Source organism: Salinibacterium sp. NYA9b, assembly GCF_976973725.1.
On sequence record NZ_OZ333476.1, the window covers coordinates 2759733 to 2783777 of the forward strand.

Genomic DNA, 24045 nt, shown 5'->3' on the forward strand with positions numbered 1-24045 from the left:
AACCGTTGGCCCTTCAAGCGGTCTCGGCGGCGTCAATTTTTAGAGCACTGAGGGCCAGCGATCGATGCCTACCGCGAAGCCTAGAGCTCGCCCCCAGTCCCTTCTAAAGAACGGATATACGCCGCGTTCCCGCTGATCGCTGCCTTGTACCGGTCGATGTCGGGAGAAGGAACGAACTCCACCACTAGATCGAGGAGCGCTGCGACGGCCGCATCATGCCGCCCGGCGGCGTGCAGCGTAATCGCCTCGAAAGCACCCAACGCAGAGGACTCCGGAAATGCTGTGCGAGCCGTTGCAAATACCGCACGAGATTTGTCGTATTCGCCCAGGTTTCTGAGCGTCGAGCCGTACTGAACGTAGCAACGGCGGAGCAGATCGCCCTCCAGCCCGGCGGCGAGAGCGCGCTCGTAAAAACCCCGGGCTGCTTCTTCCTGGCCAGCCGTGTCATACGCCCCGCCCACCTCGTACAGCACTCGTGCGTTCTGGGAATGCGAGGCGTAGAGGGGAAGCAATGAATCTATTGTTGGCTGCATGTTTTCCCGGTCTCTGGCAGCGAAGATCCGGTCAAGCTCATCGTCTAGATTCATGCCGCATAGTCTGCCATGGGCCCCTTCGGCAGGAGAGTTGGCCGACGGTCTCCTAGCTAGACGACCGACCGACCGTCATATCCCGATAGGTAGTGGAGAGCTCTGTCGCGCGAGCGCCCCAGTCCGATGTTTCTCGACCTTCAAGATAGGCGGCGAGATCCTCGATGTGGGTTTGCCAGCCTGCACCGTGGTGATGATAAACATCGAGCGGCAGGCCAGACTCCTCGACGATTAGCCTCGTGCCGGCCGGTTCCTCAACCAGCGTGACGTCAATCACGCCGGGTGCATCGTCATCCGACCAGGTCGTTATTCGCAAGTGTCGGGGTGACTCGCAAATGTCAACGCGGCCGGATCCTTCCCAGCCGCTGGTAAACGTGGCGCTGAACTCTCCACCAATGGTGAGATCGCCATCCACAGTCACGATCCAACGCGCGAGTCGGCTTGGCTCGGTAACTGCGGACCACAGGTCGTCGATGTTCGTCGCATAGACGTCCTCAACGTGAACGACGCCTGCGCCGTTCACCTCACGCAAACTGCCCAGAATTTTCGTAACTCCGGATCCTTCAGGCATCGCTATTCCTTTTTCTCTCGTTTACCGCGAGCGACTTCGCTTTTTTGCCGCGTGCGACCTCAGTGTGGAGCGCGTCGAGGCGGTGTTCCCACAGCGCGCGATATTCTTCCAGCCACTCGTCAAGCTCTTGGAGCGGCTCGGGGCGCAGCGAGTAGATGCGATGCTGCGCTTCGTTGTGAACATCCACTAACCCAACTTCACGCAAGACCCGGAGATGGCGAGAAACACCGGGGCGCGCAATCGGAAGAAGCGCTGCGAGCTCGGTGACATTAGTCGGCCCCAATCGAAGGCGGGCGAGCAAAGTTCGACGGCTTTCGTCCGAGATCGCGTGCAGCATCGTGTCCATACGTTGAATGTACCACCTTGGGTACGTACACGCGAGGTTACATTCTCGTTTTGTCTACCGCATCCGATGTACTGGTTATCAGCGTCGCATCGTAGCCGCGGGTCAACCCGCCGCGAAGGGTAGAGCACACGCAATGCACGTTTATTGATGCATCTGATAATGCTAGGATAAACGTGCATCGCACAATGCACTGTTATCCGTGCATCGTAGTTTCGGGTCTGGCAGGGACAAAGGGAAGGAGCATCCGATGCCCACCATTGGGATCACCAACTTCAAGGACCTCGGCGCCGTCGTGAAGGTTGCACGGCAAGCACAGGGCATCCGCCAAGAGGACGTCGCAGAAACGCTGGGATTCTCGCGCAACTACCTGCGCGAAATCGAATCCGGCAAACCGAACCTCTTCGCGTCGAGGCTGTTCCGCACCCTCAATAAGCTCGGCATCCGCGTCACCGTCACGTACGAACTGACGCGTCAGAGCTCCGAAGCCGACGAGGCCCAGAGCGAGGCCGGAGCACGCGATGGCGAGTGAACTCGCAGTATTTCTTCATGAACAGCGCATCGGAACGCTAACTCGGGCCGCACGGGGTTCTGCCGAGCAAGTCCGACTCACATGGGCTGCGGACTATCAGCCCGGTGCAGTGCGCTTAACCGAAAGCTTCACCACCATCCCCGGCGCTCGAACCGACGTGAACCTGGTGTCACGGTTCCTCGGAGGTTACGGGCCCGAGGGCAACCAGCGCGAAGCGATGGCTTCGGAGCGCGGGATACAACCGAACGATCTTTTCGGCATCCTTCTCGAATTCGGTGGTTCGATCGCCGGCGCCCTGACCTTTCTCCCGGCCGGAGACAATCCCTCGAGCTCGCCATCCTACGAACCGCTGAGCGACGCCGAACTGAACCGGATGCTGAAGAGGGCAGTTGAGGATCACGACCTTGGGCAGCGAGATGACAGCCGCTCAATGATCCCCGGCTTTCAGCCCAAACTTCTGTTGGCGAACTTCGGAGACGGCTGGCTTCAGCCGCACGGCAGCGCCCATTCCACCCACATCATCAAGCCCCAAGTGTCATCGCGCCCTCACGTGATCGCGGACGAATATTTCAGCCACCAACTCACTCGCGCCATGGGGCTCTCCCATTTCGAAAGCGAACTCCACACAGTCGGCCAAACCTCCTATCTGGCGATCGAACGCTTTGACCGCACCGTCGTCGGAGAAACTGTCACCCTCGTTCACCAAGAAGACTGCGCGCAGGCCCTCGGCCTCGACTGGGTAAACGCGAGCTCAAAGTTTCAAGACAAGAACTGGCCCGCGAACCCGCAACACCCCAGCGCAGCGAGGATCGCTGAAGCTGCGGCAAGCTTAAACGGAGAGAACCCGCTCTCGGAGTGGTTGCGCCAGCTCACGTACCGGGTGCTCGTTGGCGACAACGATGGCCACGCAAAGAACACCGGAATCCTTCACCTCCCCGGCGAAGACACCCTCACCCAGCTCTACGACTCGGTGCCCAACCTCCACCAAGCAGGCCGTATCGACTGGACCATGGCCTTAGCGATCGATGGGCAATTCGACCACCGCCGCATTAGCGCCGAAAGGCTCATCAACGAAGCCACAAGTTGGGGAGTCATGACGCCGAGATCAATCGAAAAAACGGTCACAGAAACCTTCGCGGCGTTCAGCTCAGCACTCAACAGCACTCGGCCACCCGCCGGTATTTCGCCCGGCCTCCTCGACGGCATGGAACGGAACCTCAGCCGCCTGATCGCTGGAGATGAGATCAGCGAACCGCGGCGCTAAGGAATTCTTCAGCGAGACAGCGCCCGAAGTTGATCCTCTGTGACCGGGAATGTCAGCGAGTAGTAGAGCTGGGTTGCCTCCATATTGCCCCAGTCGTCTTTCTTTACGCGGATCTCGCCGGATGACAGCTCGGCGATCCGCACTCGCAGCCAGGTTCCGTCATCCAATCGCAGCTCATGCGGGTCGGCAAGGTAACCCAGCCCCAGTTCGTCCAAAGTTTCTTCTGCGAGCATCCAGTCCACGACGTCTGTTCGCGGACGCCCCAACAGATCGATGGCGACGAATCCCTCGCCGACGGGCTTCATCCAGCCCACTCGCTCCTGATCGCCCGAGCGTCGGTGTTCGATCCAATCAGCTTCCATGTCTCAAAGGTAACGGGGTAAACCGAACCGGTAAATGGGGTTGCACCTGCGACGCACGGGGCGAGGTCTCACTGCAGGAAACGGTTGCTCAAATGACCGAAAGGCCAGAAACCACTGCGTGCTGAGAAAACCACGCATCGACTGAGGAATTGAAGAGTTCAGGCGACTGGATATTCCAGGCATGGCCGACACCATTGGCGATCGCCGACACCGCATTCGGCATCATGCACGACACATCGCGCGCTGACTCCGCCGCAAGTAGAGGTTCCTTCTCGCTAGCGATGACGAGTGTGGGCACGGCGCAGGCCGCCAGCCCGTCGAGAGGAACTCCAGCGAAGACGTCGCGAACCATGCGTGTGTAGCTCGATCGCGAAAATCTAGGGACTGTGGAGAGAAATTCTTCGCGTCGGCTGTCGACCAATCCCATCGATTTGGCGGCAAGCCGGTGAAATACGCGCGTGCCCGCGATGAGTGACGCGACCTGCTGTATCGCTCGCGGAACCCCGGTTACTTTCGATGTAACAACGCCGGAGATGAACGCAGACCTAATCTTCGATGGATGCCGGTCTAGGAGTCGAAGGGCGACGTCACCGCCCACAGATAGTCCGACAACATGGACGCGCTCCGTGCCAGCCACCTCGGATATCAGCTGAGCCACACTGTCTGCCGTCTCATTGAGGGACCGCCACGGAATATGGGCACTCTCCCCCGAGCCCGGCAAATCGACCGTGACGCACTGGTAACCCGAAAGTGCGGAGACCTGACGATCCCATGCCCACCCTGTCCATCCGCCACCGTGCAGGAACACGATTATTGGCTTTTCAGGGTTCGTGTGAAGTTCGTACGCCAGCTCAACTGCCATTCTCAGACTCTAGTCAGGCGTTGCAGAACCTGTGTCTACTGCCACTGAACGGCGGCATTCCGTTACTTCTGATTCGCAGAACAAATACGTACGGAGATCACCCTCTACCGGCGGCCGCGCTGATCCCGCGGTACGGCTAGCTCAGTAATGACTTCCCGGTACGCCTCGTGCGCAAGCTGAAGGTCACCAAGTTGTTCTCTGGAGACCCAGCGCAACTCGTCGTGCTCGTCGGGTGCCAAGTTCCCAACTGTTCCCGTCCATTCCGTGACGAGCCACAGGTCTAAAAGCAACCCTTCTGGGGTTTCAGGCTCCTCGGTGACCCGTAGTCGCGGTTCGCCGTTGATGGTCGCCGTCACTCCGAGTTCTTCGTGAAGTTCGCGAGAGAGGGCCTCGGCTGCAGTCTCGCCATTCTCGATGTGACCGCCCGGGAAGTCCCAGCAGTTGGGATAGTAAGCAAGATCAGCTCGACGGTGGGCGAGAAGAACACCTTGCGAGCTAACAAGAGCGCCCACTGCGACGTGATGAGGCATGCCGCTATTCCAGCACACTTGCCGTCCGAGACAGACACCGCTTGCAGCTTCGAATCGATCAACAACCCCGAGACGTTGTTCACCTCCTTGGCAAGTGATTGACTCAACAGCATGGAGAGCAACTTTGGCGCCCGCGATGCGCTCTTGGCCGTGGAGACGGATCGGCGGCGGCTGGGCGTGCGGATGACCGCCGAGACCCCGTGGGCTGCTCCGGCGCAGGGATTGGCCGCGGCACTATTCCTCGGCGCGCCTGTAGTCGGCTTGCCTGGTGTGTTCTTCGCCGTGGCGGCGAGTATTGGGATCATGGTCGGCGTCGAGTTGATTTTTCGCAAGCGTAGCGGTCTCTCCATTAGTCTCCCTGCCGGACCTCGGGGCATCGCGCTTCTTATACTGCTCGGAGTACTGATCGGCGGCCTCTCGGTGCTTTCCTTTGCCCTCTGGGTGCTGGGCATGGTTGCTTGGATTGTGCCCCTTGCGCTGTTCGGCGGGCTTCTCACGACGGTCTGTGTCGTGGGCTACGACCGCACCTACGCCCGCGAGGTGCGCAGCGCGCAGTAGCGAACTATTCATGAGCACGAAGGACGGGAGCCGACGCGCCAACCAAACCTCCCTTCCACGACGAGATACACGCACCCACTCGGCTTCGGCTCTGTGCGATGCTGCGACCGCTCGACAATCTGGTCGGTTGGTTCGAGGCTGGGCCGCGCTCTGTTACGGCGGCCCCATGAGGCACTCAGGAGCCGGGCGTAGCCTGAAAGAGTCCTGATGGTTGCCTGACCGGCACCGTCCGGGCTCCGGGCCAACGACGTCAACTTGGCGATCACCATGCCCGAATCAGGAATGAGAAATACCATGACCGTTTCACACAAAGTCGCGCTCGTAACCGGAGCTGGACAAGGAATCGGACGGGGTATCGCACTCCGGCTCGCCCACGACGGCTTCGACATCGCGATTGCCGACCTCGACTTTCAGGCAGAAAAGGGAGCCGGTGTTGTCGCAGAAATCGAAGCCCTCGGACGCAAAGCAATCTTCGTCGCCGCAGACGTCTCCAAGCGCGACGACGTTTTCGCTGCCGTCGACACCGCGGCCGAAAAGCTTGGCGGGTTCGACGTGATCGTCAACAACGCGGGAATCGCACAGGTCACTCCGATGCTCGAGATCACCGAAGAAGAGCTGGAGAAGATTTTCAGCATCAACGTGAACAGCGTCGTCTGGGGAATCCAAGCCGCGGTCGCAAAATTTGACGAACTGGGTCACGCCGGCAAAATTGTCAGCGCCGCTTCCATCGCCGCCATCCAGGGCTTCCCTATCCTCGGCGCTTACTCGGCATCGAAGTTCGCCGTCCGTGGCATCACCCAGGCTGCCGCCCAAGAACTCGCACCCCGCGGCATCACCGTCAATGCCTACGCCCCTGGCATCGTCGGAACCGGCATGTGGGACCTGATCGACGAAAAGCTCAGCGCCATCAACGGCAAGCCGCGCGGCCAGAACCTCAAGGAAAACGTCGAGGGCATCGCGCTCGGCCGCATCGAGACCCCCGAGGATGTCGCGAAGGTCGTCTCGTTCTTTGCCGGAGCCGACTCCGACTACGTCACCGGCCAGGTGCTGCTCGTCGACGGCGGAATGCTCTACAACTAGTCACTAAGCGCGCCACCCGGCGCCCACAGCCGAACCCTACGGTGTTCGCACACATGGTGCCGGGTGGCACGGCTTTTGCCGACGCAGTCACACTTCCGACTTTTCCTGCCCGGTCACAACCGCCTCTACTTTCGACTCACACTCGCGATCAGTCACAGCGTGTATAGGTGGCGGATCACAATGCGTGAGCCCGAGCGCCCCGATTCCCCTAAGGTATGAGACGGACGATTACTCAATATATTGCAGGGGAACTCACATGGCCTATATCCGCCAGCACGGCTTGTTTCGACACCTACGCAGCACTCCCACGGCACACATCGTTCACCTCAGAAAGGGCAAGGTCGCGCACGAAGGCGTCGGCGTCGCCTTCAACTTTCGCGCGCTGACCGCCGCGATCAGCGAGGTTCCCACCGCCGAGAACGAGCTGCCGCTGGTCTTCCATGCGCGCACCATCGACTTTCAGGATGTTGCTGTCGGAGCCACCATCACCTATCGGTATGCAGACCCCAGCCTTGCTGCTCGCCGCATCGACTTCGCCATCGACACCCAGACCGGCCAATGGATCTCCGATCCACTCGCACAGGTAGCTTCCCGCATCACTGAGCTCGCCCAGCAGTACGCGTTGGAAAGCATCGCGACCATGAAGCTCCTCGACCTATTGGCGGCTGGCCTGCCGACGGTGCGCCAAGCGATGACTGACGGGCTTGCCGCAGACAAGCGTCTCGCCGAGACATCCATCCTCGTGATCGGCGTTCGCGTCGTGAGCATCCGGCCCCAGGCCGAACTCGCTTCTGCTCTCGAGACTCCCGTGCGGGAGCAGGTGCAGCAGGATGCCGACAAGGCGACCTTCGAGCGTCGCGCTGTTGCCGTCGAGCGCGAGCGTGCGATCGCCGAAAACGAACTGCAAAGCAAGATCGAACTCGCCAAGCGTGAGGAACTCCTGGTCGGTCAAGAGGGCGCAAACGCCCTCAAACGAGCAACCGAATCCGCAGCATCCGAGAAGGTGAAATCTGAGAGCGCGGCAGACAGCGTTCGAGTTAGGGGCGCCGCGGCAGCCGAGGCAGAGAAGGCGCGACTTGCAGCATATGAGGGTATCGAATCCGGCGTTCTGCTTGCTCTCGCCGCGAAATCTCTTGCAGAGCACCTGCCGCAGATTGGCACCGTAAACCTGTCGCCTGACGTTTTGAGCCAAGCGTTGAGCCGCATCGCAGGCACGCAGAAGGACTAACGATGGCGCTCGCGCCCCGTGTCGTTCTTGTTCATCGACGCACGGAATACACCGAACTACTCCAGCGGCACTCCACTGCGGGGCAGGCCGAGTTCTTTCTCAAGTCGCGCGGTCGCAGCATTGAGGAGGTTCGGGAGCGGCACGAAGTGCTCGCTTCCGCACTTACTTCGGTCTCGACAGCGCTTCCTGCCGAGCTGCGGCAAGCACGGGTGGAGCGCGCTGATCTCGACCGCTACCCATTTTCGCCCGAAGACATCGTGGTGATCATTGGGCAAGACGGGCTCGTCGCGAACGTCGCCAAATACCTCACCGGGCAACCAGTGATCGGCATCGATCCCGAACCCGCACGCAACTCGGGCGCGCTCGTGAGGTTCGCCCCCTCCGATGCCGTGGAGCTCGTACAAGCGACCATCCATCGCCGCCTGCAGTTCAGCCAGCGCACCATGGTCGAGGGCATACTCGACGACGGGCAGCGGCTCGTCGCGCTCAACGAGTTGTACTTCGGCAACCGCGGCCATCAGTCGGCGCGGTATGCGATCACCCTCCCCAACGGTGCGCGCGAGGAGCAATCCTCCTCCGGCATCATCATCGCCACCGGAACGGGAAGCACCGGATGGTCAACCTCCATCGCCTCGGATCGCTTCTTGACCGCGGAGCTTCCGCCGGCAGGCTCCGACCATCTGCGCTGGTACATCCGCGAGGCCTGGCCATCGCCCTCCACTGGGCGCTCGCTCACTGACGGAACTCTCACCAGCACCGAGCGCCTCGAGGTCGTTGTTCAGTCCGACACTCTCGTTCTCTTCGGGGATGGCATCGAAGCAGACCATCTCTCCGTCGGCTGGGGTCAGAAACTCACGATCGGCACGAGTAGCCGCACCCTCACCCTCGCGTAGCGTCACGCCTGCGATCTCCGCGATGGCTACGATCGCCGTGATCTCCGCAGCGAACAGCCGATAATATTGCAGAATGACCGGACCTGATGGCGCGTGGGGAACGGTGCTCGAAACGATGTCGTGGGTCGGACTCGTCCCCGGCATCCCAATACTTCTTTTGGGGTGGATTCTCGCTCTGCGGGCGTGCAAATGGGTTGCGACCAGTGCCGAGGTTTTTGAAGCCGGCGGCTTTCAGGGCTTCCGCTGGTCCGATAGCGATGGCAAACAGCACTCCGCCCTTCACGAGCCGTCAGAAGTTCCCCTCATGGATGTCGGCGCCCAAGTCACTCTGCACTACGACCAGTGCCATCCCTCTCGGTGGAGTCTTGCGCGACCCCGTCACACGAACAGCGCCCTCCTTATCGGCTCGATCCTTACCGGAGTCGGCCTCCTGAGCATCGTTGCGGGATTCATTCTGATGGCGTTCTGAGTATATGCACGAGTGGCTTGAATGCTATCAGTGCTAGCATTGCAATGATCCGAACGAAGGAGCATCTGATGGCTACGTTGATGATTCGCGACCTAGACGACGATGTGAAAGCACGCCTGCGCATTCAGGCCGCCGAGCACGGCCGCTCTATGGAAGCCGAAGCTCGAGCACTTTTGGCGGCTGGGGTAAGCGCACGGCGACCTCCGCGCGGTCTCGGCTCCTTCATCCGTGATCAATTCGCCGAGATTGGTGGAGTCGATCTGGAGAGCCCAACTCGGGATGAACCCGCACGCGCGGTGGACTTCAGCGCGTGATCGTTCTCGACACAAACGTCATCTCCGAACTTGTACGACCAACACCGAGCCCGGCGGTCATCGCGTGGATTGATGCCCAAGACTCAACTGACCTCGTCATCACAGCGCTTACCGCAGCCGAGGTGCGAGCTGGCGTTGCACTACTACCCAGTGGCCGCAGAAAACAGGATGTTGGAGAGCGGATGGAGTCACTACTCACTGAGACGTTCGCCGGCTTCGTCCTTGCCTTCGATCTCGACTCCTCGGGCCAGTATGCAGACATCGTGTCTAACCGGAGCCGTGCGGGCAGACCGATCAGCACCTTCGATGCACAAATCGCCGCTGTGTGCCGCCAGCACGACGCCGTGTTGGCAACCCGAAATACCGCAGATTTCACCGACACAGGCGTGCAACTGGTCAACCCCTGGGGCAACCGCTGACCGCGCCCCGCCCCGGGGACGAGATCAGCGAACCTAGGTAGACTGGAGCTTGTCGGCGTGAGCACCCCGGCATCCACAATCTTCTGGGAGAAGCCCCTCGTGACTGACGTCTCAACCAATTCCCGCCAGCATGTTGCCGACACGGTATCGAACGCGATGGCTACGCCCGAGAAAGAGCAGCCGTATGGCGCCCTCGGCCTCAAGCCAGACGAGTACGCGAAGATCCGCGAAATTCTGGGCCGCCGCCCCACGAGCGGCGAGCTTGCCATGTACTCCGTGATGTGGAGTGAGCACTGCTCCTACAAGTCCTCGAAGAACTACCTTCGCCAGTTTGGCAAGAAGGTCAGCGAGAACATGACCAAGAACCTCATGGTCGGCATGGGCGAAAACGCTGGCGTCATCGATGTTGGTGAAGGTTGGGCCGTGACCTTCAAGATCGAAAGCCACAACCACCCCAGCTACATCGAACCCTTCCAGGGCGCAGCAACTGGCGTTGGCGGAATCGTCCGCGACATCATCTCCATGGGTGCCCGCCCCGTTGCCGTTATGGATGCTCTCCGCTTCGGCGCCATCGACAATCCAGACACCGCTCGCGTCGCCAAGGGTGTCGTTTCGGGCATCAGCTTCTACGGCAACTGCCTCGGCCTTCCCAACATCGGTGGCGAAACTTACTTCGACTCCGTCTATCAAGCCAACCCGCTCGTCAACGCGCTGGCCGTTGGAGTGCTGCGCCACGAAGACCTGCACCTGGCTAACGCTCGCGGCGTGGGCAACAAGGTTGTGCTGTTCGGTGCCCGCACCGGTGGCGATGGCATCGGCGGAGCATCCATCCTCGCCTCCGATTCCTTCTCAGAGGGCGGCCCGACCAAGCGTCCAGCCGTTCAGGTCGGCGACCCCTTCGCCGAAAAGGTACTCATCGAGTGCTGCCTCGAACTCTTCCAGGGCGACCTCGTTGAGGGCATCCAAGACCTCGGTGCCGCCGGCATCAGCTGTGCAACCAGCGAGCTCGCCTCCAACGGTGACGGTGGCATGTTCATCGAACTCGAAAAGGTCTTGCTGCGCGACCCCACCCTCACGGCAGAAGAAATTCTGATGTCCGAGAGCCAAGAACGCATGATGGCCATCGTGAAGCCCGAGAAGCTCGAAGGCTTCCTCAAGGTTGTTGAAAAGTGGGATGTCGAAACCAGCGTGCTCGGTGAAGTCACCGACACCGGCCGCCTCATCATCAACTGGCACGACGAAGAAATCGTGAACGTCGAGCCGCGCACCGTCGCCATCGATGGCCCCGTCTACGACCGCCCCGTCGTCTACCCCAAGTGGATTGACAAGCTTCAGGCCGACACCGCATCCGGCCTCGCCCGCCCCAAGGACGGCATCGAACTGCGCGACCAAATGCTGCAGCTGCTTGCGAGCCCGAACTTGGCCGACAAGAGCTGGATCACCGACCAGTACGACCGCTACGTGCTCGGCAACACCGCCTTGAGCTTCCCGGATGACGCCGGCATGGTGCGCATCGACGAAGAGAGTGGCCTTGGTTTCTCCGTCGCGACCGATGCCAATGGTCGCTTCTGCCAGCTCGACCCTTACGCCGGAGCCCAAATCGCTCTCGCTGAAGCCTTCCGCAACGTTGCCGCCACCGGCGCCAACCCGGTCGCCGTCAGCGACTGCCTCAACTTTGGTAGCCCCGAGAACCCCGAAGTGATGTGGCAGTTCAGCCGCGCCGTTGAAGGTCTCGCCGACGGTTGCCTCGAGATGGAAATCCCCGTCACCGGCGGAAACGTCTCCTTCTACAACCAGACCGGCGATGTGCCCATCCACCCGACCCCTGTGGTCGCAGTACTCGGCCTGATCCGCGACGTTGCTGAGCGCATCCCGAGCGGCTGGCAAGACGAAGGCAACAACATCTACCTGCTCGGCACGACCTCGCTCGAGCTCGACGGTTCAGCCTGGGCTGGCACCATTCACGACCACCTCGGTGGTCTGCCGCCCAAGGTTGACCTCGCTGCCGAGCGTCGCCTCGCCGACCTCATCAAGGCCGGCAACGAGCAAAACATCATCGCCAGCGCCCACGACCTCGCCGACGGCGGGCTCGCTCAAACTCTCGCCGAATCTGTCATGCGCTTCGGCGTTGGCGCTCGCGTCTGGTTGGGCGAACTGCTCGAGCGTGACGAAATCGACGCCGCCACCGCACTCTTCAGCGAATCAACCGGCCGCATGGTCGTCTCGATCCCGCGCGAAGACGACGTGAAATTCCGCGGACTCTGCGAAGGCCGCGGCTACCCTGCCGTGCGCATCGGAGTCACGGATGCCGCCTCCCCCGCCCTCGAAATCCAGGACCAGTTCACCCTGACCCTCGAAGAACTGCTCACCGCTCACCAAGGAACGCTTGCGAAGGCTTTCGGCGCCTAGCGTGCAGACCATCAAGAGGGTTTACGGAGAAGTCACCGCCGCGCTCGCCCTCGGGGTGATCACGCTCGTCATCCTGCGCGCCATCACGGAGGCACAACCGTGGTGGCTCGCCGCCGCCCTGCCGTGGGTTGCGTACGCGCTCTATTTGGCACTGTTGATGACGCGCGTCGTTGTCGTGCAGCGCCGGCATCCGTGGGTTCAGCTTGCTGTCTCCGCGGTGGCAATATTTGCCGCCATCCTCGCCGGGCCGCTCGCCGTACTCGTGGCCGTTCTCGGGCTCGCCGTGATTCTCGGCTACAACTACTGGTACTCGGGGCAGCACACCTCCGCAGGCCCCGTCACGGTCGGGCAACCACTGCCGTCGTTCCCGCTCACCACCGTGGATGGCACTGTCATCGACAGCAGCGTACTTACCCACCAACCGCACGTGATCATGTTCATTCGCGGCAACTGGTGCCCGTTCTGCATGGCCCAGGTCGCCCAAATCGCCGACCAGTATCGCGAGCTCGACCGCCGCGGCGTCGCTGTCGCGATCATCAGCCCGCAAAAGCCCGAAGACACCGTCGAACTTTCCGAACGCTTCGACATCCCGGTTACTTATTACATCGATGCGGATGCCTCGGCCGCCGCCGTGCTCGACATCGTGCAGTCCGGCGGAACCCCCGTCATGTTCAGCGCGGGAGCCCCAGCCAACGGCGACACCGTCGTACCAACCGTCATCATCACCGACGCCACCGGAACAGTGCTGTGGGCTGAACACACCGACAACCACCGGGTGCGGCCAGAACCGACAACGTTCCTCGACGTGCTCGACCAGCACGGCATCCGCGCGGTCTAGCCTGCCGCGCACTGCTTACTGCTTGCCGCGCGCTAGCCCGCCCCCACGGCGTTGAAGCGCAACTGAGAGACGTCGGCGGCGAGCTCCGCGAGCCAGTCGGAGGATGCCGAAACCGGGAACACCGTCACAGGCCGAAGCACGCGAACCCCTGCGTGCTGCACCACGAATCCATAGGCCAGAGCTGCGACACCGTGCCGCTGCACGACCACCGTTCGTGTCGCGTGGGAGACGCCTGCGGCATCCGGTTGGGTGATCGCAGTATGCACGGCAAGCGCTTCGGCAGGCGGGTTAGTGAGCACGGGAACAATCACGTGCGCGACCCGGCTCAGCAACGATTCGCTGCCCGTCCACGGACTGAATGCGTCGGGTACGAGACCGAACGCGGTGGCCAACTCGCTCGTGACCCAGCGGTCGCGCTTGAGCCCATAAGGGGTGGCTGCCGTCGAAAGCAGGTAGCCGTAGCAGTGCAGCAGGCCGGCGTTGCCGATCGGCCACTGTGCCTCAAGCCCGGCGAGATCGTGCAGCACCTCGAACAGTTCGCGGGAGACGACGGCCTCGCCGGTGTTTTCGTCGATCGCCGTCGACAGCGCCCATTCGGCGAATCGCCCCTCGGCACGGTCGGCCCAGATCTGGTCAGCAAGCCACGGTAGTGCCCCGGTAATGATCGCGTGAATGCGCGCTCGAGATGCCGCCCGCTCGCCGGTCACGGCGGCGATGCGGCGAGCGCTCGCATCGAGTTCGGCGAGGGTGAGGTGCTGTTCGTCCACTCCTTGATCGTAGGCTCGTCGGGGCATGTCCCGGGAATGATTTACCTCCCGTTCACCTGAAATGGCCCAATCGTCACTGACTGTCTTATATCTTGGACGCAATGTCCACCGCAGCCACTCACCCCCGCACACACACCATCGTTTTCGACTTCGATGGCACCATCGCCCTCGGCGATGGCCCGATCATCGCCTACGCCCGCGCTATCGCCTCGAGCCTCACTCCCGCTGCGGCCGATGAGTTTCTGAGCGCCGTCAGCACCGCTCTTCTGCGCGAGCCCGGGCATCCTCTCGCCGAAGCATCTGACGGTTACGAACTCGTTCGCCTCGCCTCAGAGTCGCTGCCCGTCGCCCCCGACGCCCACAACGCGGCCTACCTCGCGAGCCGCGAACTGCTCGCCACTGACGCCGCGCCCGTCACCGCTCCCGCCGGTCTCGCTGAGTTTCTCCGCACCGCTCGCGAGCACGCCACCATCGTGCTCGCCACGAACGCCCCCGACATCCGCATCGCTGAGACGCTCGACGCGCTCGGCCTCACCGACTACTTCGACCACATCTACACGAGCGTCGGCAAACCAGCTGGCCTCGACGCAGTGCTCGACGAATGGATGCCCGCCGGCCCGCTTCTCAGCATCGGCGACATCTGGGCCAACGACCTTGAGCCCGCCTACCGCCGCGGAGCCACTACCGCCTTCCTCTCTGACGCTCCACACCCGCTCGCCGACTTCACGGCTGCGACCCTCGGCGAACTGTACGAGGCCCTCAACTCCTGGATTCACGGAACCCACCGTGAAACGCAGGCCGCACCACCCACCACTGCATAACCCTCCACCACCGCACCACCCGCAGTTCTCAACTAGCTATTCGAAAGGAAACACCCGTGATTACCCTCAGCAAAAAATCTCGCGCACTGGTTGCCGGCGTTGCTCTCACCGCAACTGCTCTCACACTGTCCGCGTGCAGCACGAGTGCCGACAGTGCCGAAGGCACTGAAGCCAACGACCCGACGTCGCTCGTGCTCGCTCTCGTTCCCTCGCAAGACCAGGGCGAACTTGTCACCACCGCCGAACCCCTCACCGACTACTTGACCGAAGCCCTCGGCATGGAGGTCACCGGTGTTGTCTCGAAGGACTACCAGGCCGCCGTCGAAGCAATGGGTGCCGATCAGGCGCAGATCGGTTTCTTGCCGTCGCTGCAGCTCTGGCAGGCCAACGACATGTATGACGCGAGCGTTGTGTTGCAGACCGAACGTAATGGCAACATCAGCTACCCGGCTCAGTTCATGACGAACAATCCAGACAAGTACTGCGACGACGAGCCCGTTGAGCGCGATGGCAAGTTGTTCTGCAACGGCGCCGACGCTCTCGTAGGCCCTGCCGGTCTCGACAGCATCACCAAGATTGACGTGGGAACCACCGTTGCCCTTCTCGGACCCGGCTCGCCCGCTGGCTACATCTACCCCATTCTTGCTCTGCAAGAGGCCGGCATCAACACTGACACCGACATCGAGCAGGTTCCCGTCACTGCCAACGACGCGAGCGTTCTCGCCGTCTACAACGGTGATGCCGAAGTGGGCTTCAGCTTCTGGGATGCCCGCGACATCGTCACGAGTGACGTTCCGGATGTTGGCCAAGAGGTCGTTGTCTTCGCCCTGAGCGAGGAGATCCCCAACGATGGTGTCGCTCTCACGAGCAGCCTCTCTCCTGAGCTTCAGCAGAAGATCACGGATGCGCTTGCGGACTACTCGAACACCGAAGACGGTTCGGAGGTTCTGCAGTCGATCTACTCGATCACCAAGCTTGCTCCGGCTGACCCGGCCTCGCTTGATGTTGTGGCTCGTGCCGCCGAGAAGCTTGGTCTTCAGTAATTGAGCATTCCCGCACCCAGCGCAGCGGCCGGAGCCACCACTCCGGCCGCTGCGTCGTGGGCAATCAGCATGCGCGATCTCACCGTGCGCTACGGCAACGGTGTGACCGCGCTCAAGAATGTCTCCCTCGATATTGCCGCCGGCGAAATGGTCTCTGTCGTTGGCCTGTCGGGTTCGGGCAAGTCGAGCCTGATCCGCACCATCAACGGCCTGGTACCCGTCACATCGGGCAGCCTCACGGTCGGCGACCGTGACCTCGCGACGACTCGAGGTCGCGACTTGCGCACCCTGCGCGGCGGAATCGGCATGATCTTCCAGAGCTTCAACTTGGCCGGTCGCGCGAGTGTTCTCGACAACGTGCTTGTCGGGCGGCTCGCTCACACTCCGACCTGGCGCACCCTGCTCGGCTTGCATCACGCCTCCGACAAGCAGCTCGCGTTCGAAGCGCTCGAGAGCGTCGGCATTCTGGGCAAGTGTTGGGACCGGGCATCCAGCCTCTCGGGCGGTCAGCAGCAGCGGGTTGCCATTGCGCGCGCCCTCACCCAACAACCGCACCTCATGTTGGCCGATGAACCGGTCGCCAGCCTTGACCCACCAACGGCCCACGCGGTGATGAACGACCTGCGGCGCATCAACCGCACTCTCGGCATCACCGTCATCACGAACGTGCACCTCATGGATCTTGCCCGCACCTATACGACGCGGATGATCGGCCTTCGGGCTGGCGAGGTCGTCTACGACGGCCCTGCGGCGAGCGCCACCGACGCCGACTTTGAGGCCATCTACGGGCGCAGCATCGCGCCGGAGGATGTGCTGGGCGAATGACGACCGCAACGCCGACGCCCGGTCCCACCCCGGCATCCGTTCCCGCAGCAGGCTCAGCGCACGCCGCGTTGACCGTGCCGCCGCGCCCGCGAGGACGCTGGAAGCCCTGGGTTGCCGTGGCTGTCGTGCTCGTGATCACGATCATTACCTTCAGCCCGCAGTGGGGAGTCGCCTTCTCCTTTGATGCGATTGCTCGCAATTGGCAGAACGGTGCAGGCAAGATTGCCCAGTTGCTCGTTCCTGACTGGTCGTTCTTTCCGCGCACTCTCGCGCCGCTGCTCGAAACCCTGCAGGTGGCGGTGATCGCGACCGCAGTGGGAGCCTTGATCTCGCTCCCGCTGAGCCTGTGGGCGGCGCGGCTCACGAACCCGCACCCGGTGTTGCGCGGGATTGTGCGCACAATCTTGAACGTCATCCGAGCGGTGCCCGAACTGCTCTATGCCGCCATTCTTGTCGCGATGGTCGGCGTCGGCGCCCTGCCCGGCATCATCGCGCTCGTGCTCTTCAACGTCGGCATCATCGTCAAGCTGGTGTCTGAAGCGATCGAAAGCAACGATGCTGGCCCGCTCGAAGCCGCGCGCGCTGCCGGTGGCACAGGAGCGCAAGTGAACCGGGCCGCAGCGCTGCCCGACGTGTGGCCGGCCTTCGCCAACCAGAGCCTGTATGTGCTCGAACTCAATGTGCGAGCATCCACGGTTCTCGGCCTTGTTGGTGCCGGTGGTCTCGGCCTGCTGATTGACGCCGTGCGCACCTTCTACCGCTACGACCAACTGTCGCTCATCATCCTGGAAATCTTGGTGGTGGTCGTCGTCATCGACGTGGTGTCGTCATCGATTCGAAAGAGGCTCGTGTGACTCTCACGGCTCCCCCGCGGCCACGCCGCACCCTGCGCAACGCGCTCTGGCTAGTGACGACCGCAATTGTGGTTGCCGCCTTCTGGTCGGTCGACATCCAATGGGATCGCCTGCTCGATCTGCCCGCCGAGATCGCCCGCTACACGTGGCTGATGTTCGCAAGCCCCGACTGGACGAAGCTGCCCGAAGCACTGTTTCAGACCTGGCGCTCGGTCGCAATGGCGTGGGTCGGCACGGTCATCGGCATCCTGCTCGCCACCCCACTGAGCTTCGTGGCCGCCCGCGACTTCGGGCCAGCGCCCGTGCGCGCCGTGCTGCGCGTCGGGTTCTCCCTCATTCGTGCGGTGCCCGAGATCATCATCGCGATTGTGATCCTCTCGGTCACGGGGCTCACTCCCCTCACCGGGGCAATCGCGCTCGGCATCAATGGCATTGGCACCCTGGGCAAGTGGGGCTACGAATCCATCGAAGGAGTGCCCCGCGGCCCGATCGAATCAACTCGCGCTGCGGGTGGTTCGTGGGCACAGGTGGTGCGCTGGGGAGTGTGGCCATCGGCCAGCCCCGAGTTCATGTCGTTCTGGCTCTACCGCTTCGAGATCAATGTTCGCTCGTCAGCCGTGCTCGGTTTGATTGGTGTCGGCGGCATCGGTGACATGCTTACCTCCTACACTCAGTACCGAGAATGGTCGACTGTCGGGATGCTGTTGATTGTTGTCGTGGTCGTCACGATGACCATCGACGCCATTTCGGGTCGCATCCGCCGCCGCATCACCGAAGGAGCACGCCTGGCATGAATTGGACAGGAAACTCTGACGCATCGCCCACCGCGCGCATCGCGACGGTGCGTAACGCGCTCGTTCCGAGTGAAGACAAGTTCATTCAACTGTTGCTCGATGATCCGGCAGCCGCGGTCGAAAACACGGCTCAAGAGATCGCCGACCGGGCCGGCGTTGCTCGGTCCACCGTCATCCGTGCCTGCCAACGTCTCGGCTACCGCGGGTACCCGCAGTTGCGGGTTGCCCTCACGCGCGAGCTTGCCCAAACCGAGGCGCGCGATGTCACCTACGAGAAGGGTGCGCTTGGCCGCATCCGAGCCGAAGTGGATGCTCTCGCCGCTGCCCTGCCGCACATCACAGCCGCGTTGGATAGTGACGGCCTCGATGCGGCGATCACACGCATCGCCACCGCTCGACGCCTGCTCGTGATCGCTAATGGACTCTCGTCGGCCCAAGCCAGCGATCTGGCCATGCGGCTGACGGCGGTCGGTCGACCGTCGGAGTATGTGGCGGATGCGATTGGCCAGCAGATTGCTGCCCGCGGCCTTGCCACCGAGGATGCTTGTGTGGTGATCAGCGGTAGTGGCGCAAATGAGGCAACGCTGCGTTCCGCTCGCGCCGTTCGCGCCTCGGGAGCACACCTGATTGCGGTGACGTCGTTTGCGCAGTCGCCGCTCGTGGAACTTGCCGACAACGCGATCGTGATTGCGCCGGCGACCGGGTCGTTCCGTCATGAGCTGGAGCACACCTCGCGGGTGTCGCACACGATTCTGCTGGAGTCGCTCGTCGGGCTTGTCGCCTCAGAGCTGGGCGAGACGGCCGATCAGACGCGAGCGCTCGTGCTTGATGTGCTGAGCGACAACCTCAGCGAGTAGCGGGGCTGCTCGCCTTAGGCGCGCTACTTGCTCGAGTCGGGCTCGCTGCCCGACGCGAGCTGCTCGTGGTGATGAATGACCTCGGCAACGACGAAGTTGAACCACTTCTCGGCGAACGCCGGGTCGAGGTGCGACTCTTCGGCGAGCGACTTGAGGCGGGCGATCTGGTCGCGCTCGCGGTTCGGGTCTGACGCGGGCAGGCCCTTGGTGGCCTTGAGACGACCGACCTGTTGCGTGTATTTGAAGCGCTCGGCCAGCAAATGGATGAGGGCCGCATCAATGTTGTCAATGCTGCGGCGAGCGCCCAAAAGTTGCTCGCGCACTTCGGGGTCGACGTTGTCGTTGTGGGCCTGATCTCCTGCTGCCATACAACGACTTTAGGGGTTCTGAAGGCTGCGTGTTTGCCACATGACGCGCGCACCGCCGAGCGAAGGTGAAAGACTGGAACGCATGAACGATCGCGCAGGCACGACAGCCCAGGCATCCGACCTCATTGATGTGACCGAGTTGGTGGCGGCGTATTACGCGCTGGTTCCGGATGTCTCGATCGTCGAGCAGCGCGTCGTGTTCGGCACGAGCGGCCATCGTGGCTCCGCGCTCGACACCGCCTTCAACGAAGTGCACATCGCTGCCATCACGCAGGCGATCGTGGAATACCGTGCCAGCCAGGGCATCACGGGGCCGCTGTTCATCGGACGCGATACCCATGCGCTCTCGCAGCCCGCCGAGACCACGGCGCTCGATGTGCTCGCCGCTAACGGTGTGCTCGCACTAAAAGACGAGTTCGACGACTTCGTGCCCACGCCTGCGCTGAGCCACGCAATCATCGCGTACAACGCTGCCGACAACGGCGATGTTGCCGACGGCATCATCATCACCCCGAGCCACAACCCGCCGCGCGATGGCGGCTTCAAGTACAACCCGCCCCACGGTGGCCCCGCCGACAGCGACGCGACCGGCTGGATCGCGGACCGCGCGAACGCAATCATCGCCGACGGCAACACGGCCGTGAAACATGTGGGCGACGCCGGGGCTGAGAACACGGCAGCGGGCAGCTACGACTTCCGCGGGCGCTACGTTGACGATCTCGAGAACATCATCGACATCGATGCGATTCGCACAGCCGGCATCCGCATCGGGGCAGACCCGCTGGGTGGTGCGAGCGTCAACTATTGGAAGCTCATCGCGGAAAAGTACGACCTCAATCTCACGGTCGTGAACCCCGACGTTGACCCCACGTGGGCCTTCATGACGCTCGACTGGGACGGCAAGATTCGCATGGATCCGTCGTCGAAGTCGGCCATGGCCTCGGTCGTTGCTCGCCGTGACGAGTTCGACATCCTCACCGGCAACGACGCCGATGCAGACCGCCACGGCATCGTGACGCCCGACGGCGGCCTCATGAACCCCAACCACTACTTGGCCGTTGCCATCCAGTATCTCTACACGCACCGCGAGGGCTGGAACCCGGATGCCGCGGTCGGCAAGACCCTCGTCTCGAGTTCCATGATCGACCGGGTTGCTGCCGCCATGGGCCGCGACCTCATCGAGGTGCCCGTCGGCTTCAAGTGGTTTGTCCCGGGACTCGTCGATGGATCTGTCGCGTTCGGTGGCGAAGAGAGCGCTGGCGCGAGCTTCCTGCGCAAAGACGGCTCCGTCTGGACGACCGACAAAGACGGGATTTTGCTCGCCCTGCTGGCCGCCGAGATTCTGGCAGTCACGGGCAAGACGCCATCCGTTCTCTACGCCGAGCTCGTGGAAGAATTTGGCGACCCGGCCTACGAACGTGTGGATGCCGTGGCTACCAAAGAGCAGAAGGCCAAGCTGGGCAAGCTGAGTGGGGCTGCGATCGCGGCCACCGCACTCGCCGGTGACCCGATCACGGCGAAGCTCTCGGAGGCTCCGGGTAATGGCGCTGCGATCGGCGGGGTGAAGGTGACCACGGAGTTTGCGTGGTTCGCCGCCCGCCCGAGTGGCACCGAAGACGTCTACAAGATCTATGGCGAATCGTTCAAGGGCGCCGAGCACTTGCGACTCGTGCAGGCCGAAGCCAAAGCGATCGTCGACGCTGCCCTGAACGGGTAGCGAGCAGGAACGCTAGACCGCCGCTCGTTACGGGATGCTCCAGAAGTGTCCGGTAGCGCCGGGGTGGTCGACGGTGATGGTTTCGTCGAGGTCGCGGTAGTTGGTGTCGAGGTTGTGGCCGACCATCTTGATGACGTTTTTGCCGTCGACGGTCTCCACTGAGGAGACGACCTGAATGTGGTCGAGGAAGTCGTTGTCGTTCCAGTCGAAGACAACGAGATCTCCGACCTTCACTTGGTCGCGCTCGTCGAAGCTCAACTGGGTTGCCCCGAGCTCGGGGTTGGAGATCAACCAGTTCTCCATGGTGGGCACATAACCCCAGGCTCCGCTCCAGTCGGCAGCGGCGTCGTAGTTGAACCAGTCGGCGGTCATGGTCCACCCGCGCATCAGCAAGGATTGGCTCGCGAAGTTGGCGCAGTCACCACCGACCGAGTTGAGGTCGCCGTATTCGTCGACGTTGTAGTCTTCCCAGTGCTCCATCAAGTACTGCATCTGGTTGTCGACCGGGGTGGATGCTTCGTAGGTGTAGTCGAGGGCGGCTGCAGCGGCAACCGGCACGGTATCCGCCATTACTTCGATGGCGACTGTCGTGGGCTGAAAGTCGACAGCCGAGGGCACTGTCGCGGTGAGAGTTCCGCTGTCCGAAATGACGACGTCGGTGGCGGCGACTCCGCCAAAGGTAACGTCGGTGACATCGTCGAGGGCTGCCCCCGTGATGGTGATCGATTCCCCACCAACAAGAGTGCCGGTAGTGGCACTGACCGCGTGGACCTCGGGGGTTTCTGCGACGGCGGCAGCGACATCCTCAGCGGCCGACGAAGCTGTTTCGGCTACCGGGGAGGCCATGATGACGAACGCGGTGATGGCCGCTACAACGCCGAGGGCTGCTGCACCGACGCCGATACGGCGCACGAGATAGGGGGAAGACACGGCTCAAGTTTCCCAGACCCCCACTGCCAGACCGCGCTGAAACAGCCCTTGCCTACCGGATTCATAGGAAAACTTTATGCGCGGCCGCCCGCCTTCCCCGCGCTCTATACCGCGCGAGCTCGCGCCCCGGGCAGCGCGATCCGCCCCTGCGCCAACAGCACTCCGACCAGCACGATCACGGCGCCGACGGGCTCATGCCACGACATCGTTTCGTTGAGGATGACGAAGCCGAGGATGACGCCGATCACGGGCGTGATGTAGGTGACGGTCGAGGTGCGGGTTGGTCCCCATTCGGCGAGCACCCGGTAGTTCCAGACGTAGGCCATGCCGGTGCCGAGCACCCCGAGGGCGAGCAGGCTGGCCACCACGGGGAGGGTGAGGTTCACCGGGCCGGTCGCGACGAGCGGAGTCAGCAGAAGGTAGATGACGGCGGCAATGCCGATGTTCATGGTTGCGGAGGTGACGCCGGGCACCTTGTAGGGCGCCACAAATTTGCGCTGGTAACTCATCGCGGCGCCGTAGCAGAGTGCTGCGCCGAGGCACGCGAGCTGGCCCAGCAGGCTGCCGCTGATGTCGCCGGCTTGCCACGGCGCGATGATCACGAGCACGCCAAAGATGCCCAGGGTAACGCCCGCAATCTGCGAGCGCGTGAGCTTCTCTACCCGGAACACGAGGGTCGCAAAGATCGCGGTCATGATGGGCGTTGTGGCGTTGTAGATGCTGGCGAGGCCCGAGCTCACGTACTGCTCAGCCCACACGAACAGCAAGTACGGGAACACGGCGAAGAGGAATGCGAGCACTGTGAAGTGCGCCCAGACGATGGGCTGGCGCGGGAGTCTACGGCGGCTGACCGCAAACACGACCACGAGCGCGAGCGCACCGAGTACCGCGCGGCTCCAGGCGACCTGCCCAAAGCTGACGCCATCCAGCGCCACTTTCATGAAGAGAAAGCTGGAGCCCCAGACCAGTCCGGCTGCGGCAAACCGCAACCAGGTTCCGAGCGGGGATGCCGTGTCATGCTTTTCGACCCGGCCAGCGGAAGCAACGGGGGCGCTCACGCGCGCGGCTCCTGCTCGAGGCGCGCGAGTAGCCCGGCCTTCACGCGAGGCCAGTCGGTGTCGATTACGGAGTACACGGCAGTGTCGCGCCACGAGCCGTCGGCCCGCAGCAGGTGTTGGCGCTGGATGCCTTCGAAGGTGGCGTCGAGCTTGAGAATGGCGGCGCGCGAACGGGCATTGATCGAGTCAGCTTGGAGCCGCACGCGGTTGTAGCCGCTGTCGAAGGCGAAGCCAAGCAGCAGAAGTTTCGTTTCAGGGTTCACCGCGGTGCCCCAGACGCTCGGTGCGTAGGCGGTCCAGCCAAGGTGAGCGTTGGAATTCTTCTCGTCGAGGTCTCCGAGGGTGCTCACGCCGACAAGACGGCCGGCGTCGGGGCCGCCTTCGACACCAGCCGCAGAATTCAAGCGCACCGCGAACGGCATCCGGTCGGCGTACCCGAAGTAGCCGGCGCGCATCCATTCGATGAAGGATGCTTCGTCGGCAGGCAACCCGGCAGGGCCGCCACCGTAGCCACCCGCGAAGACCGCGGGCACACCGAGGGCGGGCCAGAGGTCAGCGAGGTGCGCTTCGGTCAGGGGTTCAACGGAGACGAAGGTTCCCCGAAGGATGCGGGGCTGCGGGCGCGTTACGGTCACTCACAAATACTCCCACCCTGCGGAGTCCCCACACCCGCGCTTTTCGGACTTTCACCCACCGATTACGGCCGTTCAGTCCAGCAATCCCCGATTGGCTCCCCATCGGCACGTCATACG

29 protein-coding genes are annotated in these 24045 nt (G+C 62.6%); 18 read left to right on the forward strand and 11 right to left on the reverse strand.

Features of this window, described 5'->3' with window-relative positions; genetic code table 11:
* Positions 1-80 precede the first annotated feature (80 nt).
* From ACWFSR_RS13285 to ACWFSR_RS13295, 3 genes are read right to left on the reverse strand one after another with little or no spacing between them, the layout of a single operon-like run.
* Positions 81-587, reverse strand: a complete 507-nt coding sequence (locus ACWFSR_RS13285) for a tetratricopeptide repeat protein (protein ID WP_447522602.1) — start codon at positions 585-587, stop codon at positions 81-83.
* Positions 588-639: 52 nt separating this feature from the next.
* Positions 640-1158, reverse strand: coding sequence for an SRPBCC family protein (locus ACWFSR_RS13290; protein WP_447522603.1), 519 nt, complete (start codon positions 1156-1158; stop codon positions 640-642).
* The gene (locus tag ACWFSR_RS13295) at positions 1151-1504 is read right to left on the reverse strand and encodes an ArsR/SmtB family transcription factor (RefSeq protein ID WP_447522604.1); all 354 of its coding nucleotides are present in this window, start codon (positions 1502-1504) and stop codon (positions 1151-1153) included. Before ACWFSR_RS13295 ends, ACWFSR_RS13290 begins: the two co-directional genes overlap by 8 nt.
* 247 nt (positions 1505-1751) lie before the next feature.
* Between ACWFSR_RS13295 and ACWFSR_RS13300 the strand changes: the two genes are divergently transcribed.
* Both ACWFSR_RS13300 and ACWFSR_RS13305 read left to right on the forward strand, forming a co-directional pair.
* Positions 1752-2033, forward strand: a complete 282-nt coding sequence (locus tag ACWFSR_RS13300; protein ID WP_197109314.1) for a helix-turn-helix domain-containing protein — start codon at positions 1752-1754, stop codon at positions 2031-2033.
* On the forward strand, positions 2023-3297 hold the full coding sequence (locus ACWFSR_RS13305) for a type II toxin-antitoxin system HipA family toxin (RefSeq protein ID WP_447522605.1): 1275 nt from the start codon (positions 2023-2025) through the stop codon (positions 3295-3297). Before ACWFSR_RS13300 ends, ACWFSR_RS13305 begins: the two co-directional genes overlap by 11 nt.
* Positions 3298-3305: 8 nt before the next feature.
* Here ACWFSR_RS13305 and ACWFSR_RS13310 read toward each other — a convergent pair whose 3' ends face one another.
* From ACWFSR_RS13310 to ACWFSR_RS13320, 3 genes are all read right to left on the reverse strand, one after another.
* Positions 3306-3659, reverse strand: coding sequence for a hypothetical protein (locus ACWFSR_RS13310; protein WP_447522606.1), 354 nt, complete (start codon positions 3657-3659; stop codon positions 3306-3308).
* An 88-nt stretch (positions 3660-3747) separates the two neighbouring features.
* Complete coding sequence (locus tag ACWFSR_RS13315) at positions 3748-4521, reverse strand: alpha/beta fold hydrolase (protein WP_447522607.1); 774 nt, start codon at positions 4519-4521, stop codon at positions 3748-3750.
* A 104-nt stretch (positions 4522-4625) separates the two neighbouring features.
* On the reverse strand, positions 4626-5051 hold the full coding sequence (locus ACWFSR_RS13320) for an NUDIX domain-containing protein (protein ID WP_447522608.1): 426 nt from the start codon (positions 5049-5051) through the stop codon (positions 4626-4628).
* A gap of 111 nt (positions 5052-5162) precedes the next feature.
* On the opposite strand from ACWFSR_RS13320, the gene ACWFSR_RS13325 reads away from it, so the two are divergent.
* From ACWFSR_RS13325 to ACWFSR_RS13365, 9 genes are all read left to right on the forward strand, one after another.
* Complete coding sequence (locus ACWFSR_RS13325; protein WP_447522609.1) at positions 5163-5609, forward strand: hypothetical protein; 447 nt, start codon at positions 5163-5165, stop codon at positions 5607-5609.
* A gap of 294 nt (positions 5610-5903) precedes the next feature.
* Positions 5904-6689, forward strand: coding sequence for an acetoin reductase (locus ACWFSR_RS13330; RefSeq protein ID WP_447522610.1), 786 nt, complete (start codon positions 5904-5906; stop codon positions 6687-6689).
* A gap of 256 nt (positions 6690-6945) precedes the next feature.
* Entirely contained in the window at positions 6946-7917 is a 972-nt protein-coding gene (locus ACWFSR_RS13335) for an SPFH domain-containing protein (protein WP_447522611.1), read from the forward strand.
* 2 nt (positions 7918-7919) lie between these two features.
* Entirely contained in the window at positions 7920-8810 is an 891-nt protein-coding gene (locus ACWFSR_RS13340; RefSeq protein WP_447522612.1) for a hypothetical protein, read from the forward strand.
* A 73-nt stretch (positions 8811-8883) separates the two neighbouring features.
* Complete coding sequence (locus tag ACWFSR_RS13345; protein ID WP_447522613.1) at positions 8884-9279, forward strand: hypothetical protein; 396 nt, start codon at positions 8884-8886, stop codon at positions 9277-9279.
* Positions 9280-9347: 68 nt separating this feature from the next.
* Positions 9348-9593: a FitA-like ribbon-helix-helix domain-containing protein gene (locus ACWFSR_RS13350; RefSeq protein WP_447522614.1), complete on the forward strand. Its 246-nt coding sequence runs from the start codon at positions 9348-9350 to the stop codon at positions 9591-9593.
* On the forward strand, positions 9590-10012 hold the full coding sequence (locus ACWFSR_RS13355) for a PIN domain-containing protein (protein WP_447522615.1): 423 nt from the start codon (positions 9590-9592) through the stop codon (positions 10010-10012). Before ACWFSR_RS13350 ends, ACWFSR_RS13355 begins: the two co-directional genes overlap by 4 nt.
* A gap of 156 nt (positions 10013-10168) precedes the next feature.
* Complete coding sequence (purL, locus tag ACWFSR_RS13360) at positions 10169-12421, forward strand: phosphoribosylformylglycinamidine synthase subunit PurL (RefSeq protein WP_447523452.1); 2253 nt, start codon at positions 10169-10171, stop codon at positions 12419-12421.
* 1 nt (position 12422) lies between these two features.
* Positions 12423-13259: a peroxiredoxin family protein gene (locus ACWFSR_RS13365; protein ID WP_447522616.1), complete on the forward strand. Its 837-nt coding sequence runs from the start codon at positions 12423-12425 to the stop codon at positions 13257-13259.
* Positions 13260-13291: 32 nt separating this feature from the next.
* Here the strand turns inward: ACWFSR_RS13365 and ACWFSR_RS13370 are convergent, their stop codons facing one another.
* Positions 13292-14026 carry an amino acid deaminase gene (locus ACWFSR_RS13370; RefSeq protein ID WP_447522617.1) on the reverse strand — a complete coding sequence of 245 codons (735 nt, stop codon included), beginning with the start codon at positions 14024-14026 and terminating at the stop codon, positions 13292-13294.
* Positions 14027-14127: 101 nt separating this feature from the next.
* Here ACWFSR_RS13370 and ACWFSR_RS13375 point away from each other — a divergent pair, with 101 nt between their 5' ends.
* Genes ACWFSR_RS13375 through ACWFSR_RS13400 form a run of 6 tightly spaced genes read left to right on the forward strand, consistent with a single transcriptional unit; the run spans position 14128 to position 19220 of the window.
* Entirely contained in the window at positions 14128-14847 is a 720-nt protein-coding gene (locus tag ACWFSR_RS13375) for an HAD family hydrolase (RefSeq protein ID WP_447522618.1), read from the forward strand.
* A gap of 56 nt (positions 14848-14903) precedes the next feature.
* Positions 14904-15890: a phosphate/phosphite/phosphonate ABC transporter substrate-binding protein gene (gene phnD / locus ACWFSR_RS13380; protein WP_447522619.1), complete on the forward strand. Its 987-nt coding sequence runs from the start codon at positions 14904-14906 to the stop codon at positions 15888-15890.
* Complete coding sequence (gene phnC, locus ACWFSR_RS13385; RefSeq protein ID WP_447522620.1) at positions 15891-16715, forward strand: phosphonate ABC transporter ATP-binding protein; 825 nt, start codon at positions 15891-15893, stop codon at positions 16713-16715.
* Positions 16712-17569, forward strand: coding sequence for a phosphonate ABC transporter, permease protein PhnE (phnE, locus tag ACWFSR_RS13390; protein WP_447522621.1), 858 nt, complete (start codon positions 16712-16714; stop codon positions 17567-17569). The genes phnC and phnE (ACWFSR_RS13390) overlap by 4 nt, the downstream gene beginning before the upstream one ends.
* On the forward strand, positions 17566-18363 hold the full coding sequence (gene phnE / locus ACWFSR_RS13395) for a phosphonate ABC transporter, permease protein PhnE (protein ID WP_447522622.1): 798 nt from the start codon (positions 17566-17568) through the stop codon (positions 18361-18363). The genes phnE (ACWFSR_RS13390) and phnE (ACWFSR_RS13395) overlap by 4 nt, the downstream gene beginning before the upstream one ends.
* Positions 18360-19220 carry a MurR/RpiR family transcriptional regulator gene (locus ACWFSR_RS13400; protein ID WP_197109306.1) on the forward strand — a complete coding sequence of 287 codons (861 nt, stop codon included), beginning with the start codon at positions 18360-18362 and terminating at the stop codon, positions 19218-19220. Before phnE (ACWFSR_RS13395) ends, ACWFSR_RS13400 begins: the two co-directional genes overlap by 4 nt.
* Positions 19221-19243: 23 nt before the next feature.
* On the opposite strand, the gene ACWFSR_RS13405 is transcribed toward ACWFSR_RS13400, so the two are convergent.
* Entirely contained in the window at positions 19244-19588 is a 345-nt protein-coding gene (locus tag ACWFSR_RS13405; RefSeq protein WP_447522623.1) for a chorismate mutase, read from the reverse strand.
* Between the two features lie 82 nt (positions 19589-19670).
* Here ACWFSR_RS13405 and pgm point away from each other — a divergent pair, with 82 nt between their 5' ends.
* Complete coding sequence (pgm, locus tag ACWFSR_RS13410) at positions 19671-21305, forward strand: phosphoglucomutase (alpha-D-glucose-1,6-bisphosphate-dependent) (protein ID WP_447522624.1); 1635 nt, start codon at positions 19671-19673, stop codon at positions 21303-21305.
* Between the two features lie 27 nt (positions 21306-21332).
* On the opposite strand, the gene ACWFSR_RS13415 is transcribed toward pgm, so the two are convergent.
* From ACWFSR_RS13415 to ACWFSR_RS13425, 3 genes are all read right to left on the reverse strand, one after another.
* Positions 21333-22235 (reverse strand): amidase domain-containing protein, encoded by a 903-nt coding sequence (locus ACWFSR_RS13415; RefSeq protein ID WP_447522625.1) that lies wholly within the window; start codon positions 22233-22235, stop codon positions 21333-21335.
* 104 nt (positions 22236-22339) lie between these two features.
* On the reverse strand, positions 22340-23293 hold the full coding sequence (locus ACWFSR_RS13420) for a DMT family transporter (protein ID WP_447522626.1): 954 nt from the start codon (positions 23291-23293) through the stop codon (positions 22340-22342).
* Positions 23290-23928 (reverse strand): GNAT family N-acetyltransferase, encoded by a 639-nt coding sequence (locus ACWFSR_RS13425; protein WP_447522627.1) that lies wholly within the window; start codon positions 23926-23928, stop codon positions 23290-23292. The genes ACWFSR_RS13420 and ACWFSR_RS13425 overlap by 4 nt, the downstream gene beginning before the upstream one ends.
* Positions 23929-24045 lie beyond the last annotated feature (117 nt).